Raw genomic sequence first — 15747 nt, forward strand, 5'->3', positions numbered from 1 at the left:
TCGCATAATATAGAGATAGGATCATTATGGAGGAGGACTACATATGACTGAAGAGATGAATATGGATGAAGTTAAAGAATACGGTGAAGGTACACACGTAACGGGTGTAGTGACAAAGGTTGAAGAGAAATCAGTGACTGTTGAAATCGCTGGCGCTCCGTTTGATGGTGTGATTCCGATCAGTGAACTTTCCAGCTTGCATATTGAAAAAGCAGCGGATGCAGTCTCGATCGGTGATGAATTGGCGATTACTAAGGTAGAGGATGAGATGTATGTCTTGTCCAAGCGTCAAGTAGATGCAGAAAATGCATGGGATTCGCTTGAAGAGAAATTTGAAAGTGGCGAAATCATCGAGACAGAAGTAAAGGACGTAGTAAAGGGCGGACTGGTTGTCGACCTTGGCGTTCGCGGTTTTATTCCAGCTTCATTAGTAGAAGATCACTTCGTTGAATCGTTTGATGATTATAAAGGACGCACAATGACATTTAAAATTGTGGAAATGGATAAAGAAAAGAACCGCTTAATCTTGTCTCACCGTGCGGTTGTTCAAGCACAAAATGAGCAGAAAAAGGAAGCGGCACTTTCTGAAATTCAAGAAGGTGACATTCTCGACGGTACAGTACAACGCATCGCTTCATTTGGTGCATTCGTTGATATCGGCGGCGTAGATGGTTTGGTACACATTTCGCAAATTTCACACGGACATATTGAAAGCGTGTCAGATGTGTTGAAAGAAGGAGATGAGATCCAAGTCAAAGTGTTGTCTGTTGACCGTGATGCGGAACGCGTATCTTTATCCATTAAAGATACGTTGCCTGGACCATGGGAAAATATTGAAGAAAAAGCAGAAGTCGGCTCTGTACTGGATGGCACGGTAAAACGTCTAGTAGCCTATGGTGCATTCGTCGAGATTTTGCCTGGCGTGGAAGGGCTTGTTCACATCTCACGTATTGCACATGAGCATATCGGAACACCACAAGAAGTGCTTGAAGAAGGCCAGACTATCCAAGTAAAAGTATTAGACGTGAATCCACAGGAAAAACGTATTTCATTGAGCATTAAAGATCTTATTGAAAAACCGCAAGAAGCTCGTGAAGAAAACTTTAGTTATGAAATGCCTGAAGAAACAACTGGCTTCTCTTTAGGAGATGTCATCGGTGATCAACTGAAGAAATTCCAAAAATAAACGTCAGAATGTGAAAAGCTAGCCACAAATGATAAATAAGCTTAACGGGAATGATGATGCTTTCATATGCATCATCATTCTTTTTGTGTATAATATTCAAAGATAGGTCGGAAGGGTGTTATGAAAGAAAATGAAAAAACCAACAGTAGCAATTGTAGGAAGACCAAACGTCGGTAAGTCGACAATCTTTAACCGGATCGTAGGCGAACGAATTTCTATCGTAGAAGACGTTGCCGGTGTAACGCGGGATCGTATATACAGCGCAGCCGAATGGTTGAATTATGAATTTAACTTAATTGATACAGGCGGTATTGAACTGAGTAATGAACCATTACTTGACCAAATTCGCATGCAGGCTGAAATCGCCATTGAGGAAGCAGATGTCATCATCTTTTTGACGAATGGCAGAGATGGTGTGACAGATTCAGATGAACAAGTAGCACGTATGCTGTATAAAACGAACAAGCCAGTCGTATTGGCAGTGAATAAAGTAGATAATCCAGAGATGAGAGATATGGTCTATGATTTTTACTCGCTTGGATTTGGCGAACCGTATCCACTCTCAGGATCACACGGTCTAGGACTTGGTGATTTATTGGATGCAGTCGCAGAAAGCTTTAAAGATATGAACTTAGAGGAAGAGGAAGACGATTCCATCAAGTTCTGTTTAATTGGACGTCCGAATGTTGGAAAGTCGTCACTTGTTAACGCTTTACTTGGTGAAGAGCGTGTCATCGTAAGTGATATCGCCGGAACGACAACTGATGCGATTGACTCTACAAAAGTAGTTGATGGACAAGAATTTAAAATTATCGACACTGCGGGAATGCGTAAAAAAGGGAAGGTATATGAAAATACAGAGAAATATAGTGTATTACGTGCCTTAAAAGCAATAGACCGCTCCGATGTCGTATTGATTGTCATGAACGCAGAAGAAGGTATTCGTGAACAGGATAAACGTGTAGCTGGTTTTGCTGAAGAAGCAGGAAAAGGTGTCATGTTTGTCGTCAATAAGTGGGATACGCTTGAAAAAGACGATAAGACGATGAATAATTTCATCGATGATATTCGTGATCAGTTTAGATTTCTTGACTATGCACCTATTTTCTTTGTTTCAGCTAAAACAAAGCAACGTGTGCATACATTATTCTCCAATATCCAATTGATCAGTGAAAATCATGCGATGCGTATTCAGTCGAGTGTCTTGAATGAGGTAGTGGAAGATGCAGTAGCGAGAAATCCTGCACCTGCGGACAAAGGACGCCGTTTGCGGATTTATTATGCAACACAAGTTGCTGTGAAGCCACCGACATTCGTGGTCTTTGTCAACGAACCCGAACTTATGCACTTTTCTTATGAACGTTTTCTACAGAACAGATTACGTGAAGCCTTTGGATTTGAAGGAACACCAATCCGCTTAATTACAAGAGCAAGAACTTAACTACGTAAATAGAAAGGGTGGAGGTAATGGAAAAAGTCTCTATAATCGGGGCAGGCAGTTGGGGAACCGCACTTGCTGTTGTGCTAGCTGAAAACGGACATGATAGCTTAATTTGGACGAGACGTGCAGAACAAGCAGATGAAATCCACAATCAGCACACGAACAACCGGTATTTACCAGATGTAAAACTGCCCGATAACCTTAACTCTACCAGTGAACTACAAGTGGCAGTCCAACATGCGAAAACAATTATACTTGCCGTACCGACTGCTGCGATGCGTGAAACGTGTCGCCATATTCAGGAATTACTAACAGAACCTGCTACATTTGTCCATGTCTCCAAAGGAATTGATCCAGATTCATTGGAACGGATTTCTGAAATCATTGCGGATGAAATCGATGAAACACTTCGCGAAGCCATCGTGGTGCTTTCTGGACCGAGTCATGCGGAAGAAGTCGTACATAGACATCCGACAACAGTAGCGGTCGCTTCAAGCAACATGGAAGCGGCAGAACGGATACAAGATTTGTTTATGAGCAATTATTTCCGTGTCTATACAAATAAAGATGTAATCGGTGTGGAGCTTGGCGGGGCATTGAAAAATGTTATCGCATTGGCTGCTGGAATTTCTGATGGACTAGGTTATGGTGATAATGCAAAGGCCGCTCTTATAACGAGAGGTCTAGCAGAAATTACACGTCTCGGTGTTGAAATGGGTGCGGACCAGCAAACATTTTCCGGATTAACGGGACTCGGCGATTTGGTCGTTACATGTACAAGTGTTCACTCTAGAAACTGGCGGGCAGGAAACTTACTTGGTAAAGGACAGTCTTTGGAGAGAGTAACTGAAGAAATGGGCATGGTCATAGAAGGGGTACGTACTACGAAGGCTTCATTTCAGTTGGCGCAACAGTTTCATGTCAACATGCCGTTGACAGAAGCACTGTATTCTATCCTATTTGAAAAAATTCCACCCAAGCAAGCAGTGGATCAATTAATGACTCGCGGTAAGAAACAGGAAATCGATACATTTTTCGGTATTTAAACAGTAGGAGGGTGACAATTTTGTCCTCGTTAGATAAAATGTGGCTATCTTTTTACGCGATGGGATTCATGGTGATTTCAATGGGCTTGATTTATTTGAGCCGCTATAAAATAAAAAACCGTGTCATACGAATTCTATTTGCGATTATTGCCTATACATTATTAATTACATCGTTCTTCGCAATGGTCTATTTGGTCTTCAACGGACCGACTGGAGGAGCGTAATTTATGAATAAACGAATACTACTATTTTTAGTTATAATCAGTGGACTTTTATTGTCTGCTTGCGGCGGCCGTCCACCTGAAGAAAAACAAGCAAGTGAAACACCTTATCCTGAACTTCAAGAAACTATCCAAAAAGCTGTAGAGCGCTATCAAGAACAATCAGGCGGTCTATTACCTATCAAAACACGCGATAAAGAAACCGATCAATTCATCAAATATCCAATCGAGTTCTCAAAAATCGTTCCGGATTTTACTGAAAAGATCCCGTCTAACGCATTCGAAAACGGTGGTATCTTCCAGTATGTTCTCGTAGATGTAGAAGAAAATCCTACAGTTAAGCTAGTCGATTTGCGTATAACTGAAAAACTACGCGACTTAAACTTGCGCAAATTTATCAACGGAGAATTACCATTCTTAGATCCAGTTGGCGACAACGTCTATAAAGTGGACTTCAAGAAAATGGGCTTCAAAGAACCATTAACCGTTCAAAGTCCATACTCTGATGCTCACTTACCTATCGTAGTAGGCGGCGACGGAAACTTTTACGTAGACTATTCCATCGACCTTAACAAAATCTTAATGGAACAAAAGCCAGAAATAAAAGCAGGCACAGATATTCGTTATCTGCTATATGAAGACTCCTTAGTCCTTCCGGCATATTCCTTGCCGTACACAGTGAATGAAAACAACGAACCTGTGTTTATGAAGAAATGACATTCTCTAATTTGTAGGTGACCTCATGTAGTAGCACTTGAACTTTACATATTTCAAAGAGTGAAACAAACTGTCACCATCATATAACTAGGATTGTAGTGGAAGGCGGCGACTCCCGCGGGAATAGCAATTACTTCTGCGATTAATAGCGAAGCGTTATGACCATGAGCTTGAAACCCTGGACAAGGGGCCTTAATTTCTGCAAAGTACACAGAGATGCGGCCAAGCGAACTCTCCGTTTTTCGCTTAGCTCAAGCCATGCCCGCAGGAAAGCGTCCGCCTGGAACGGAAATCCCAAATCGCAATCCGTGTTTTGTAACATATTAGAAGAAAATTTCATACCATTACTCAAAAACGTTTCATGCATTTATGCATGAAACGTTTTTCTGTTTCATAAGCTACAATGCGGAGAAAAAGGAGGGCTAATGATGAAAGAAGAACTATACGAAAACTTAGCTAGAAGAACAGACGGCGATATTTATATAGGTGTGGTAGGCCCTGTTCGAGTAGGGAAATCCACTTTTGTCAAACGAGTCATGGAGGAAGTTGTAATTCCCAACATGACGGATGCCAATGATCGAATACGTGCACAAGACGAACTTCCCCAAAGTTCACCAGGTCCCGTAATCATGACTGCAGAACCTAAATTCGTACCTGCCCAAGGCACAAGCGTTTCAATAGGGGACGGCGAACTGGAATTCCAAATTCGCCTAGCAGACTGTGTAGGCTACGTTATTGATGGTGTTAAAGGATATGAGGACGAGGATGGGCCGAAATATGTCCATACACCATGGCACAATGAACCGATCCCGTTCCAAGAAGCGGCACGTATCGGAACGGACAAAGTGATTCGTGATCACTCGACTATTGGAATTTTGCTGACGACAGACGGTACGGTGAACAATATTTCGCGCGCGGCCGCGGAAGTTGCTGAAAAAGAAATCGTTTCGAAATTGCAGGAAATCGGTAAACCATTCGTCATTGTATTAAATTCTAAAATGCCTGCTCATGAAAAAGCATTGGAACTAAAACAGCAATTACATGAAAAGTATGGTGTTCCTGTCATTGCTATCAGTGCGGATCAGCTCAATGCAGCAGAGATCCAGCTTATTCTCAAAGAGGCATTGTATGAATTCCCTATCACGGATATCGAACTGCAACGTCCGGATTGGATGGAGGAGCTTGGGGATAGCCATAAGCTCAATGCACGTATCGATCAGCTAATCACAGATGGATTCCTAGGCGTCTCGAAGATTCGTAAAGTTCAGGAGATTGCGGAGTTATTGCAAGAAGAAGAGTTTGTTAGACAAGCAGAAGTAGTGGAAGTCGATGCAGGTAAAGGCCGCGCCATCGTGAAGATTGATATGGATGAGCAAGCTTTTGTGAATGTGTGTGAGGAGTTCATGGGAACAGAAATGCGCTCCAAAAAAGATTGGTTAATTTTCATTCAAGAAGCGGTTAAAGCGAAAAAATCGTATGATATGTATGCGGAAGCAATTGATACGGCAAAAAAATCAGGTTATGGCGTAGCGTTGCCATCGATCGAAGATTTTCAGCCAACTGCTCCTGAATTAATTAAACAAGATACGTTTTATGGTGTGAAAATGAAAGCGAAAGCACCTTCACTTCACATTATTCGAATCGATATGGAAGCGGAATTCGCTCCATTAATCGGCTCTGAATTCCATAGTCATCACTTGTTGAAAGAATTAAAAAATGCGTATTTACATGATCGTGAAGCATTATGGGAAACACAATTATTTGGCACACCATTACATGAAGTCATGAAAGAAAGTATCCGATATAAGACCGCGGCAGTTCCAGATCGAGCTAGAAAACGCTTGCGTGAAACAATTGAACAAATGGTGAATGACGGGAATAAAGGTATGATTACCTTCATTGTATAAGGTGAATAAATAAGGAAATCACGTAACAACTATAGTTTGAAATGAAGAGAGATCCGTCAAAAACGGGTCTTTTTTCTATGCTTTTCTATCAAAATCGCTTGAAATGCCGTGAATAAAGGAAAAGCGCGATAATATTGTTGCACCGTAGTTTTTCTTATGTTACTCTTTTTACAGTGTTAACAGCAATAGCATCCCCTTTGAGAGGAGGTGAACGGTGTGAATAAAACAGAATTAATTAACTCTGTGGCAGAAGCGGCAGGTCTAACAAAAAAAGACGCAACTAAAGCTGTTGAAGCTGTATTCGATACAATTCAATCAACTCTTGCTAACGGTGATAAAGTTCAATTGATTGGTTTCGGAAACTTCGAAGTACGCGAGCGTGCTGCTCGTAAAGGACGTAACCCACAATCAGGCGAAGAAATCGAAATCGCTGCAAGTAAAGTTCCAGCTTTCAAAGCAGGTAAAGCACTTAAAGACGCAGTAAAATAATTTGAGATTTTACATAGGAGTCCGTCCAACAAATCTGTTCGTCAGATGGCCATGGATGGACTCCTTTCCGTTTTTTTAGTTGGTATACATAAGGAAGTACAAGTAACTATACGGAACGAATGGAATGTGCTAATATTTTGGGGAAATAGGTTTAGTTCTTACAAGGAGGACATGCTGTTATGAAAGAGCAAGATATAAATAAATTAGAACAGGCAGTTACGATGATCTTAGAAGCAATCGGTGAAGATCCGACTCGTGAAGGATTACTGGAGACACCGAAACGTGTTGCTAAAATGTATCAAGAGGTATTTGAAGGATTAAATAAAGATCCAGGAGAGTATTTCGATACAGTATTCCATGAGAATCATGATGAAGTCGTATTAGTGAAAGATATTCCATTTTATTCCATGTGCGAGCATCACTTAGTTCCGTTTTTCGGTGTAGCCCACGTAGCATATATTCCGCGTAATGGAGTAGTTGCAGGTTTGAGCAAGTTGGCAAGAGCTGTCGAAACAGCAGCACGTCGTCCACAATTGCAAGAACGCATTACATCCAGTGTGGCAGATGCCATGATGGAAAAGTTGAATCCCCATGGTGTCTATATCATTATCGAAGCAGAACACATGTGTATGACGATGCGAGGAATTAAAAAGCCAGGAGCTAAAACCATCACGACCGTCGCTAGAGGAGTCTATGAACATGATGACGTGAAGCGTGCGGAAATTTTATCTCTTATTCGAACGAACTAAGGTCTTTGCCGAGCGCTTGCTGTATATGCTATCATTAGAATTATATATAGACTGGAGATGCGAAAATGACACAACCAGATTATCTGATTATCAAAGCGAAAAAAGATGGAGTGAATGTCATTGGACTCACGAGAGGCAATGACACCAAGTTTCACCATACCGAAAAGCTGGATAGAGGAGAAGTCATGATCGCGCAGTTTACCGAGCATACCTCCGCTATTAAGATTCGGGGGGAAGCTGAAATTCATACAGCCCACGGCGTAATTGCGAGTGAAGAAAAAGAATGACCGTATCCTTACGGGAATGGAGCTTATTGATGGAAACAAAAGGATTCACTGACCAAGTCGACAATTACATACACCATTTGCGACGGGCAATTTATCAGCCAGTGGTCGAACGAGATGCGGGGCATGCTCCGATTGACAGGCGAAAAGCTTCGTTGCTCCTGCTGCCTTTACTTAACGGTGAGCAGTGGACAGATGAGATGCAAACTGCAGCGCTAGCGATTGGTGCCATCCATACGGCTTTTGATGTCCATGATCAAATCGATATCGTAGATGCTTCATCCAAAGAACAGCAATTGATGGTTCTTGCGGGCGATCACTTCAGCGGTATCCACTATAAGCTATTGGCGTCAATTCCAAACTTCCATCTCATTCGTTCTTTGTCATTGGCCGTCGGCAGGATAAATGAATGCAAAACGACATTGTTTCAAGCACCGCCCTCCACTCTTGAAGATCGGTTGCAGTTAATTTCTGAAGTGGAAAGTGCATGTATTGTGAAATTCTTCGAGGCATTCGGCTTTAGTCACTACACACATATCGTAGAAACAGTCTTTCCACTCGTTTGGCTGCTCGACAGCACAGAGCGTGACTTGAATCGGATGAAATTTCCGCATCTAGTGCCGAATACGAATGATACAGAAGATTGGATCGATCAATTACAACTACAGCTGAACAACAGATTAAAGAACAGCTCTTATTTACATACTGAAGTGCTAGCAGAGTTGCAGAAAATGACGAAACTATGAGAAAGAAAACTGAAGTGAAGAAAGAAGGGACAAACTGTGGCGGTCTCAAAAGAAGAAAGAGTTCATGACGTCTTTGAAAAAATTTCGACAGACTATGATAAAATGAATTCCGTGATCAGTTTCAATCAACATATTAAATGGCGGAGTGATATCATGGCACGCATGAATGTACAGCCAGGCGCTAAAGCACTTGACGTTTGCTGTGGTACTGCAGATTGGACGATCGCATTGGCCCAAGCTGCAGGCCCTACTGGTGAAGTTATCGGTTTGGACTTCAGTGCCAATATGCTGGATTCGGGTAGAGACAAAGTAGCCCCTTACCCGAACCTTACGTTAGTTCAAGGTAACGCAATGTCACTTCCTTTTCCAGACAATTCATTTGATTATGTGACGATCGGGTTCGGTCTACGCAATGTTCCCGATTACTTGACTGTATTAAAAGAAATGCGACGCGTGTTGAAGCCGGGTGGAATGGCAGTGTGTTTGGAAACATCTCAACCTAAAATACCTGTCTATCGTCAAGGGTTTCGCTTCTATTTCAAATATATTATGCCGCTATTTGGTAAACTTTTCGCAAAGAGCTATAAAGAATATTCTTGGCTACAGGAATCAGCAAATGATTTCCCAGACATGAAAGAGCTAGCACAGCTCTTTGTTGATGCAGGATATCAAGAAGTATCCTATAAGTCTTACAGTGGCGGTGCGGCGGCAGGTCATATCGCTTACAAATAATGAATACACGGGAGAAGGTAATGGGGTTGGAAAAAATTAAGTTGATGTCGCTTTATACGGATTTCCGCAAAGATATGTCCTATATTGAAAAAGAGCTTGAGCGTTCCGTGCAATCCTCTTCTCCCATTGTTCGTCAAGCTTCCTTGCATTTATTGAAAGCCGGTGGAAAAAGGATTCGGCCGATTTTCGTGATAATGGCTGCTCAATTCGGAACGTATTCGCTAGAAAACGCTGCGAAAATTGCGGTATCCCTTGAATTAATCCACATGGCATCACTCGTCCACGATGACGTAATTGATGATTCTGATATGCGGCGAGGTTTACAAACCGTTAAAGCGAAGTGGAACAATCGAGTGGCAATGTATGCAGGGGACTTCATCTTTTCGCGCGCGCTGACATCTATCGGTACTATCGAAAAAGCACCTATCCATCAGATTCTCGCTGAAACCATGCTGGAAATATGCAAAGGGGAAATTATTCAGTTTGATTTCCAACAACAAACGGATCAAGGTTTGCGCGACTATTTAAAACGTATTAAGCGAAAGACTGCTTTACTGCTGTCCTCTAGTTGTGAACTTGGCGCACTTAGTGCAGATGCAGATGCTCAGACTGTACGGAAACTAAAGAGATATGGGTATTTCACTGGAATGGCATTTCAAATCATCGACGATATTTTGGATATTACGTCAACGGATGCGGAACTTGGAAAGCCGGCAGGAAGTGACTTGTTAAATGGTCATATTACATTACCTGTTTTATACATAAAAGATGATGAACAATTCAAGCCCTACATGGAACGTGCGTTTACCGGTAAGATGAAAGAGTCCGATAGACAATCGATGCTTCGCTATATTCGACAAAGTGGTGCGATTGAAAAAGCACAGCATGTAAGTGATCTGTACTTAACCAAGGCACTAAAGGAATTAGAAGATTTGCCCAATGGTAAGTCGAAGAAAGCACTGACTCAAATTGCTGATTTTATCGGCCAACGAAAATATTGACGGAGTTTGTTAATAGTTGAAAGAAAAAGGCGTCAATGGTACGATTTAAAAGGGATAATCCCTATAGAAGATCGAAGGAGTGTTTTAGAGATGGAAAGAACATTTTTAATGGTAAAGCCTGACGGCGTACAACGTAACCTTGTAGGTGAAATCGTTGGTCGTTTCGAAGACAAAGGATATCAATTAGTTGGTGGGAAATTAATGAACATTTCTCAAGAACTTGCTGAACAACATTACGGAGAGCATAAAGAACGTCCATTCTTCGGAGAACTTGTAGAATTCATTACATCTGGACCAGTTTTCGCAATGGTATGGGAAGGCGAAAACGTTATCTCTACTGCTCGCTTAATGATGGGTGCAACGAATCCAAAAGAATCAGCTCCTGGAACTATTCGTGGAGATTTTGCTGTAACAGTAGGCAAGAATATTATTCATGGTTCAGACTCATCTGAGTCAGCAAGCCGCGAGATCAACTTATTCTTTAAAGAAGAAGAGCTTGTGACTTATGACAAAACAGTGAACAACTGGATTAATTAATCGCCAAAAACAGCCGAGCGAATTTCGCATGGCTGTTTTTCTTATACATATGACCTACTTTTTCCGTTATACTAAGAACGTACATAAGAGAGAAGAGGCAACAGGGGGTTGTTAAATGTCTGATTATTCGATGTTAATTCAAGGAGTAAAGAAGAAAACCGGGATCGATTTGTCTTTGTACAAAGAAGCTCAGATGAAGAGGAGACTCACTTCTCTATACGAAAAGAAAGGTTTTCGTAATTTTAAAGATTATTCTCTAGCTATTCAAACGGATCAAGACTTATTGGATGAATTCCTGGACCGCATGACGATTAATGTGTCAGAATTTTACCGCAACGCCTTGCGTTGGGAGGTCTTAGAGAAGAAAATTTTCCCTCAATTATTGGAGAAAAATAAACGATTGAAAATTTGGAGCGCGGCTTGTTCTACCGGAGAAGAGCCTTATTCGCTTGCAATGGTTCTATCATCCTATCTTCCTTTGCGTGATATTTCTATTTATGCAACAGACTTAGATGTGGGCGTATTGAATCGTGCCAAAGTTGGTTTATACAATGATCGTGCAATAAAAGAAGTGCCAAAACCGATCGTCGATAAATTCTTTATAAAAGAAGGTGCTTCTTATCAAGTAGTAGAAGATATCAAGAAGACTGTTACATTCAAACAGCAAAACTTGCTGGAAGATCGCTATGATACGAACTACGACTTGATCGTCTGCCGTAATGTGATGATTTATTTCACAGAAGAAGCGAAAGATCAGATTTATACCAACTTCTCCAAAGCACTTAAACCAGGTGGTGTGTTGTTCGTTGGAAGTACAGAACAAATATTCAATCCTGAAAAATATAATTTTGAATCAGTAGATACATTCTTTTATAGAAAAAAATAATAAACCACGTTACGGAGGAATGGAATATGCGCTTTATTACAGCTGGTGAATCCCATGGTCCACAGCTTACTGCCATCATTGAAGGATTACCTGCACAGATGGAGCTAACTGCTGAGATGATCAATAAAGAATTGAAGAGAAGACAAGGTGGACATGGTAGAGGACGTAGAATGCAAATAGAGAAGGATCGGGTAGAAATCTCATCAGGTGTACGCCATGGTAAAACAATTGGCTCACCCGTTACGCTAACGGTGGTGAACGATGATTGGAAACACTGGACAGGTATCATGGGCGTAGAACCCCTTCCGGAAGACGTGAAGCCAGAAGATGTAAAACGCCAAATCACACGCCCTCGTCCCGGACATGCGGATCTAGTCGGCGGCATGAAATATGGCCATCGTGACTTGCGAAATGTGTTGGAACGTTCATCGGCACGTGAAACGACGATGCGTGTAGCAATCGGGGCGGTAGCAAAACAATTTTTGCGTCAGCTTGGGATTGAAACTGTAGCGCATGTTACGGAAATTGGTGGCATCGAAACAGATTCTGCTACCTATGCTGATCTTTCCATTGAAGAACTACGCGCTATCGTAGAAGAAGATGCAGTATATTGTGCGGACAAAGAAGCGTCTGTCAAAATGACCGAAGCCATAGACGATATTAAAAAGCGCGGTGATACACTAGGGGGCGTAGTGGAAGTCATCATTGAAGGATGTCCTCCAGGAATCGGTAGTTATGTACAATTCGATCGCAAAATGGATGGCAAGCTTGCAGGTGCTATGATGAGCATCAATGCTTTCAAGGGTGTTGAAGTCGGTCTAGGGTTCGATATGGCAAAAATGCCAGGCAGTGAAGTGCATGATGAAATTAGCTGGAATAAAGAGCGAGGATATTACCGGAAATCCAATCGTTTAGGTGGACTGGAAGGTGGAATGACAACAGGTATGCCGATCGTAGTCCGCGGTGTAATGAAACCAATTCCAACACTTTACAAGCCACTAGAAAGCGTAGATATTGATACAAAGGAATCTTTCGTAGCAACGATTGAACGTTCCGATCCTTGTGCCGTTCCTGCTGCATCTGTAGTAGCTGAACATGTCATCGCAACAGAGATGGCTAAAGCAATTATGGAAGAATTCCGTTCGGATACAATGGACGCCTTACAGAAGGATATTGAACAATACAGACAATATGTAAAGGAGTTTTAAGATGGATAAGTTAACTGTTTCCGTCCGAGATCACCAATACGATGTCTATGTAGGTTCGAATACTTATGAATTATTTTCGACTGACTATGCAGAATTGCTAAGTACGACAGATAAAATTGGAATTATTGCCGATGCTCGTGTGGCAGAATTTCATCTCCCTTTATTGCAAGAAGCTTTACTACGATCTGGTCGCGAGGTATCGGTGAAAATCGTACCTGGCGGCGAGAAGTGTAAAATGCCAGAAGTTTACGTGGATTGTCAGTCTTTCTTATTGACTGAAGGATTTACGCGAAATTCCCTCCTTATCGCATTTGGCGGAGGGGCATGTGGGGATTTAACAGGTTTTGTAGCCGCTACATTTATGCGTGGTATTCGCTTCATCCAATGCCCGACCACTGTACTTGCGCATGACAGTGCAGTCGGTGGGAAAACAGCCATCAATATGCCGGAAGGAAAAAATATGGTGGGGTCATTTCATCAACCCTCAGCCGTATTGTTTGATACTGATGTATTCAACACGTTACCTGCGTCCGAAATGCGTTCAGGTTTGGCGGAATTGGTCAAGCATGCCTTTATTTCGGATCCATTATGGACGGAGCAATTACTGGAACAAGAACAGTTTTCTACACCTTCTATAAAGTGGCTTGAAAAGGAATTACTTCGTGGCATCAAGGTAAAAGCGGATATCGTTGGAGAAGATGAGTTTGAGAATTCCACGCGTAAGTTTTTAAACTTCGGTCATACATTGGGACATGCAGTGGAAGCGGCTTCTGGATTCGGCAGCCTCAGCCATGGAGAGTGTGTCATGATTGGTATGGGGTATGCCTTCTTGCTAAGTGAGAAATATGGTAATATCCCTGAAGGATTCACGAATCGCTATCTTCATTTTGCTAACAACAATGGCTATACATTTAAGCCAGTATTCTCTTATAGTTTCGAAGAGTTGTTATCCTATATGCAAAAGGATAAGAAAGCTTCATTTGGTAAGATGAATTTCGTTTTATTACAAAAAATCGGTGAACCTTTTGTGAAAGAAATTAGTTCAGAAGAGTGTCAGACTGCATTTGAGGAATTTAAAGTAAAATTGAAAAGCGAGGGAATCGTATGAGTGTTAGGGGAATTAGGGGTGCGACAACAGTTGAAAATGATGATGCATTCGAAGTGTTACAAGCGACAGAATCTCTTGTACTCGAAATGGCGGAGGCGAATCAATTCAAACCGGAAGATATCGGTTCTGTAATTGTTTCAACTACAGTGGATGTCAAAGCGGCATTCCCCGCAAAAGCGATCCGTTCGATTGAAGGGTGGACTTATGTACCGGTCATGTGTACACATGAAATTGATGTGCCTGGCTCTATGCGTAAGTGTATACGCGTCATGATGAACGTCAATACTTCCAAAAAACAAGAGGAAATTCAACATATCTATCAAAATAATGCAGTTCAATTACGACCTGATTTACAAAAATAATACAACGTGAAGGGGAGCGATCTAATGAAGTGGAAACCAATATTACGCACGATGAAACCTTATACACCCGGTCGTTCATTAGCGGAAGTAAAACGTACATACGGCCTGCAAGAAGTACATAAGCTCGCTTCAAATGAAAACCCTTATGGTTCATCACCTGAAGTCGCAGAATATTTACGTTCAAAGGCAGCTCAATTTGAAATGTATCCAGATTCTTACACCGCAGGATTACGGGGGAAACTGGCAGAATTCCATCAAATCGATCCAAATGAAATTATTTTCGGGAATGGCTCAGATGAAATTGTTTCCATCATTTCCCGCGCCTTACTGCAAACAGGAACGAATACGGTAATGGCTTCTACTACATTCCCACAATACGCACATAATGCAAAAATAGAAGGTGCCGAAATTCGTGAAGTGGCTATGCTTGAAAATGGTGATCATGATTTAGAAGGCTTTTTAAAAGCCGCTGATGAAGAAACGGCTGTCATTTGGGTGTGTAATCCGAATAATCCAACAGGTAATCTGTTGTCAAGTGACTCCATTAAAAAGTTCTTGGATCGGGTACCTAAAACGGCACTTGTTGTTCTTGATGAAGCATACTTTGATTTTGTTACAGATCCGACACAACACGACGCTATGACGTGGATTCATGACTATGAAAACTTGATTGTACTGCGTACGTTCTCTAAAGCATACGGACTGGCAAGTTTCCGCATCGGTTATGGCGTTGCTAACGCGGATATAGTATCTGAGCTTAATAAAGTGCGGAACCCATTCAACAACAGCTCGCTTGCATTAGCAGTAGCGGAAGTTGCTCTTGCGGATCAGCGATTCCTCCAAGATTGTGTTACGAAAAATGCCGAAGAACGAAAACGATATGTAGACTATGCGCAACAGCACGCATTGGCCATCTATCCGTCAGAAACGAATTTTGTATTAATCGCCGTCCCTCTAGACGCGGATGCTGCATGCGAGATTTTCATGCAAAATGGATATATTGTTCGTAGCGGAAATCTGCTAGGCACACCAGGATTCGTTCGCGTAACAATTGGAACGCATGAACAAAATACGGGCTTCTTAAAAGCATTCGATCAACTATTAATTAACCAATAAGGATAGATGAC

The 15747-nt window shown here is 41.8% G+C and carries 18 protein-coding genes; all 18 read left to right on the top strand.

What is annotated here, in order from left to right:
* Positions 1 to 43: 43 nt before the first annotated feature.
* The 18 genes from rpsA to hisC all read left to right on the top strand — a co-directional run bounded on the left by rpsA (position 44) and on the right by hisC (position 15736).
* Positions 44 to 1186, top strand: coding sequence for a 30S ribosomal protein S1 (rpsA, locus tag CSV63_RS01830; RefSeq protein WP_099694280.1), 1143 nt, complete (start codon positions 44 to 46; stop codon positions 1184 to 1186).
* Positions 1187 to 1316: 130 nt separating this feature from the next.
* Positions 1317 to 2627 (top strand): ribosome biogenesis GTPase Der, encoded by a 1311-nt coding sequence (der, locus tag CSV63_RS01835; protein ID WP_099631554.1) that lies wholly within the window; start codon positions 1317 to 1319, stop codon positions 2625 to 2627.
* A 26-nt stretch (positions 2628 to 2653) separates the two neighbouring features.
* Entirely contained in the window at positions 2654 to 3673 is a 1020-nt protein-coding gene (locus tag CSV63_RS01840; protein ID WP_099694281.1) for an NAD(P)H-dependent glycerol-3-phosphate dehydrogenase, read from the top strand.
* Between the two features lie 20 nt (positions 3674 to 3693).
* On the top strand, positions 3694 to 3897 hold the full coding sequence (locus tag CSV63_RS01845) for a DUF2768 domain-containing protein (protein WP_099694282.1): 204 nt from the start codon (positions 3694 to 3696) through the stop codon (positions 3895 to 3897).
* Between the two features lie 3 nt (positions 3898 to 3900).
* Positions 3901 to 4611, top strand: coding sequence for an LptM family lipoprotein (locus CSV63_RS01850; protein ID WP_099694283.1), 711 nt, complete (start codon positions 3901 to 3903; stop codon positions 4609 to 4611).
* Between the two features lie 428 nt (positions 4612 to 5039).
* On the top strand, positions 5040 to 6518 hold the full coding sequence (gene spoIVA / locus CSV63_RS01855; RefSeq protein ID WP_099694284.1) for a stage IV sporulation protein A: 1479 nt from the start codon (positions 5040 to 5042) through the stop codon (positions 6516 to 6518).
* 216 nt (positions 6519 to 6734) lie between these two features.
* Positions 6735 to 7007: an HU family DNA-binding protein gene (locus CSV63_RS01860; RefSeq protein ID WP_037561579.1), complete on the top strand. Its 273-nt coding sequence runs from the start codon at positions 6735 to 6737 to the stop codon at positions 7005 to 7007.
* Between the two features lie 179 nt (positions 7008 to 7186).
* Positions 7187 to 7756, top strand: a complete 570-nt coding sequence (gene folE, locus CSV63_RS01865) for a GTP cyclohydrolase I FolE (RefSeq protein ID WP_099694285.1) — start codon at positions 7187 to 7189, stop codon at positions 7754 to 7756.
* 65 nt (positions 7757 to 7821) lie between these two features.
* Positions 7822 to 8043, top strand: a complete 222-nt coding sequence (gene mtrB, locus CSV63_RS01870; protein WP_029053045.1) for a trp RNA-binding attenuation protein MtrB — start codon at positions 7822 to 7824, stop codon at positions 8041 to 8043.
* A complete protein-coding gene (locus tag CSV63_RS01875) occupies positions 8040 to 8786 on the top strand; it encodes a heptaprenyl diphosphate synthase component 1 (RefSeq protein ID WP_099694286.1) in 747 nt (248 codons plus the stop codon). The genes mtrB and CSV63_RS01875 overlap by 4 nt, the downstream gene beginning before the upstream one ends.
* A gap of 36 nt (positions 8787 to 8822) precedes the next feature.
* On the top strand, positions 8823 to 9518 hold the full coding sequence (locus CSV63_RS01880; RefSeq protein ID WP_099694287.1) for a demethylmenaquinone methyltransferase: 696 nt from the start codon (positions 8823 to 8825) through the stop codon (positions 9516 to 9518).
* Positions 9519 to 9544: 26 nt separating this feature from the next.
* Positions 9545 to 10519 (top strand): polyprenyl synthetase family protein, encoded by a 975-nt coding sequence (locus tag CSV63_RS01885; protein ID WP_099694633.1) that lies wholly within the window; start codon positions 9545 to 9547, stop codon positions 10517 to 10519.
* Between the two features lie 90 nt (positions 10520 to 10609).
* Entirely contained in the window at positions 10610 to 11056 is a 447-nt protein-coding gene (gene ndk / locus CSV63_RS01890) for a nucleoside-diphosphate kinase (RefSeq protein ID WP_099631561.1), read from the top strand.
* A gap of 115 nt (positions 11057 to 11171) precedes the next feature.
* On the top strand, positions 11172 to 11942 hold the full coding sequence (locus CSV63_RS01895; RefSeq protein ID WP_099694288.1) for a CheR family methyltransferase: 771 nt from the start codon (positions 11172 to 11174) through the stop codon (positions 11940 to 11942).
* A 26-nt stretch (positions 11943 to 11968) separates the two neighbouring features.
* Positions 11969 to 13150, top strand: a complete 1182-nt coding sequence (gene aroC, locus CSV63_RS01900) for a chorismate synthase (protein ID WP_099694289.1) — start codon at positions 11969 to 11971, stop codon at positions 13148 to 13150.
* 1 nt (position 13151) lies between these two features.
* A complete protein-coding gene (aroB, locus tag CSV63_RS01905; protein ID WP_099694290.1) occupies positions 13152 to 14258 on the top strand; it encodes a 3-dehydroquinate synthase in 1107 nt (368 codons plus the stop codon).
* The gene (aroH, locus tag CSV63_RS01910; protein ID WP_099694291.1) at positions 14255 to 14620 is read left to right on the top strand and encodes a chorismate mutase; all 366 of its coding nucleotides are present in this window, start codon (positions 14255 to 14257) and stop codon (positions 14618 to 14620) included. The genes aroB and aroH overlap by 4 nt, the downstream gene beginning before the upstream one ends.
* A 24-nt stretch (positions 14621 to 14644) precedes the next feature.
* The gene (gene hisC, locus CSV63_RS01915) at positions 14645 to 15736 is read left to right on the top strand and encodes a histidinol-phosphate transaminase (RefSeq protein ID WP_099694292.1); all 1092 of its coding nucleotides are present in this window, start codon (positions 14645 to 14647) and stop codon (positions 15734 to 15736) included.
* The last annotated feature ends 11 nt before the right edge of the window (positions 15737 to 15747 follow it).

The organism is Sporosarcina sp. P34 (assembly GCF_002743375.1).
GTDB lineage: Bacteria > Bacillota > Bacilli > Bacillales_A > Planococcaceae > Sporosarcina.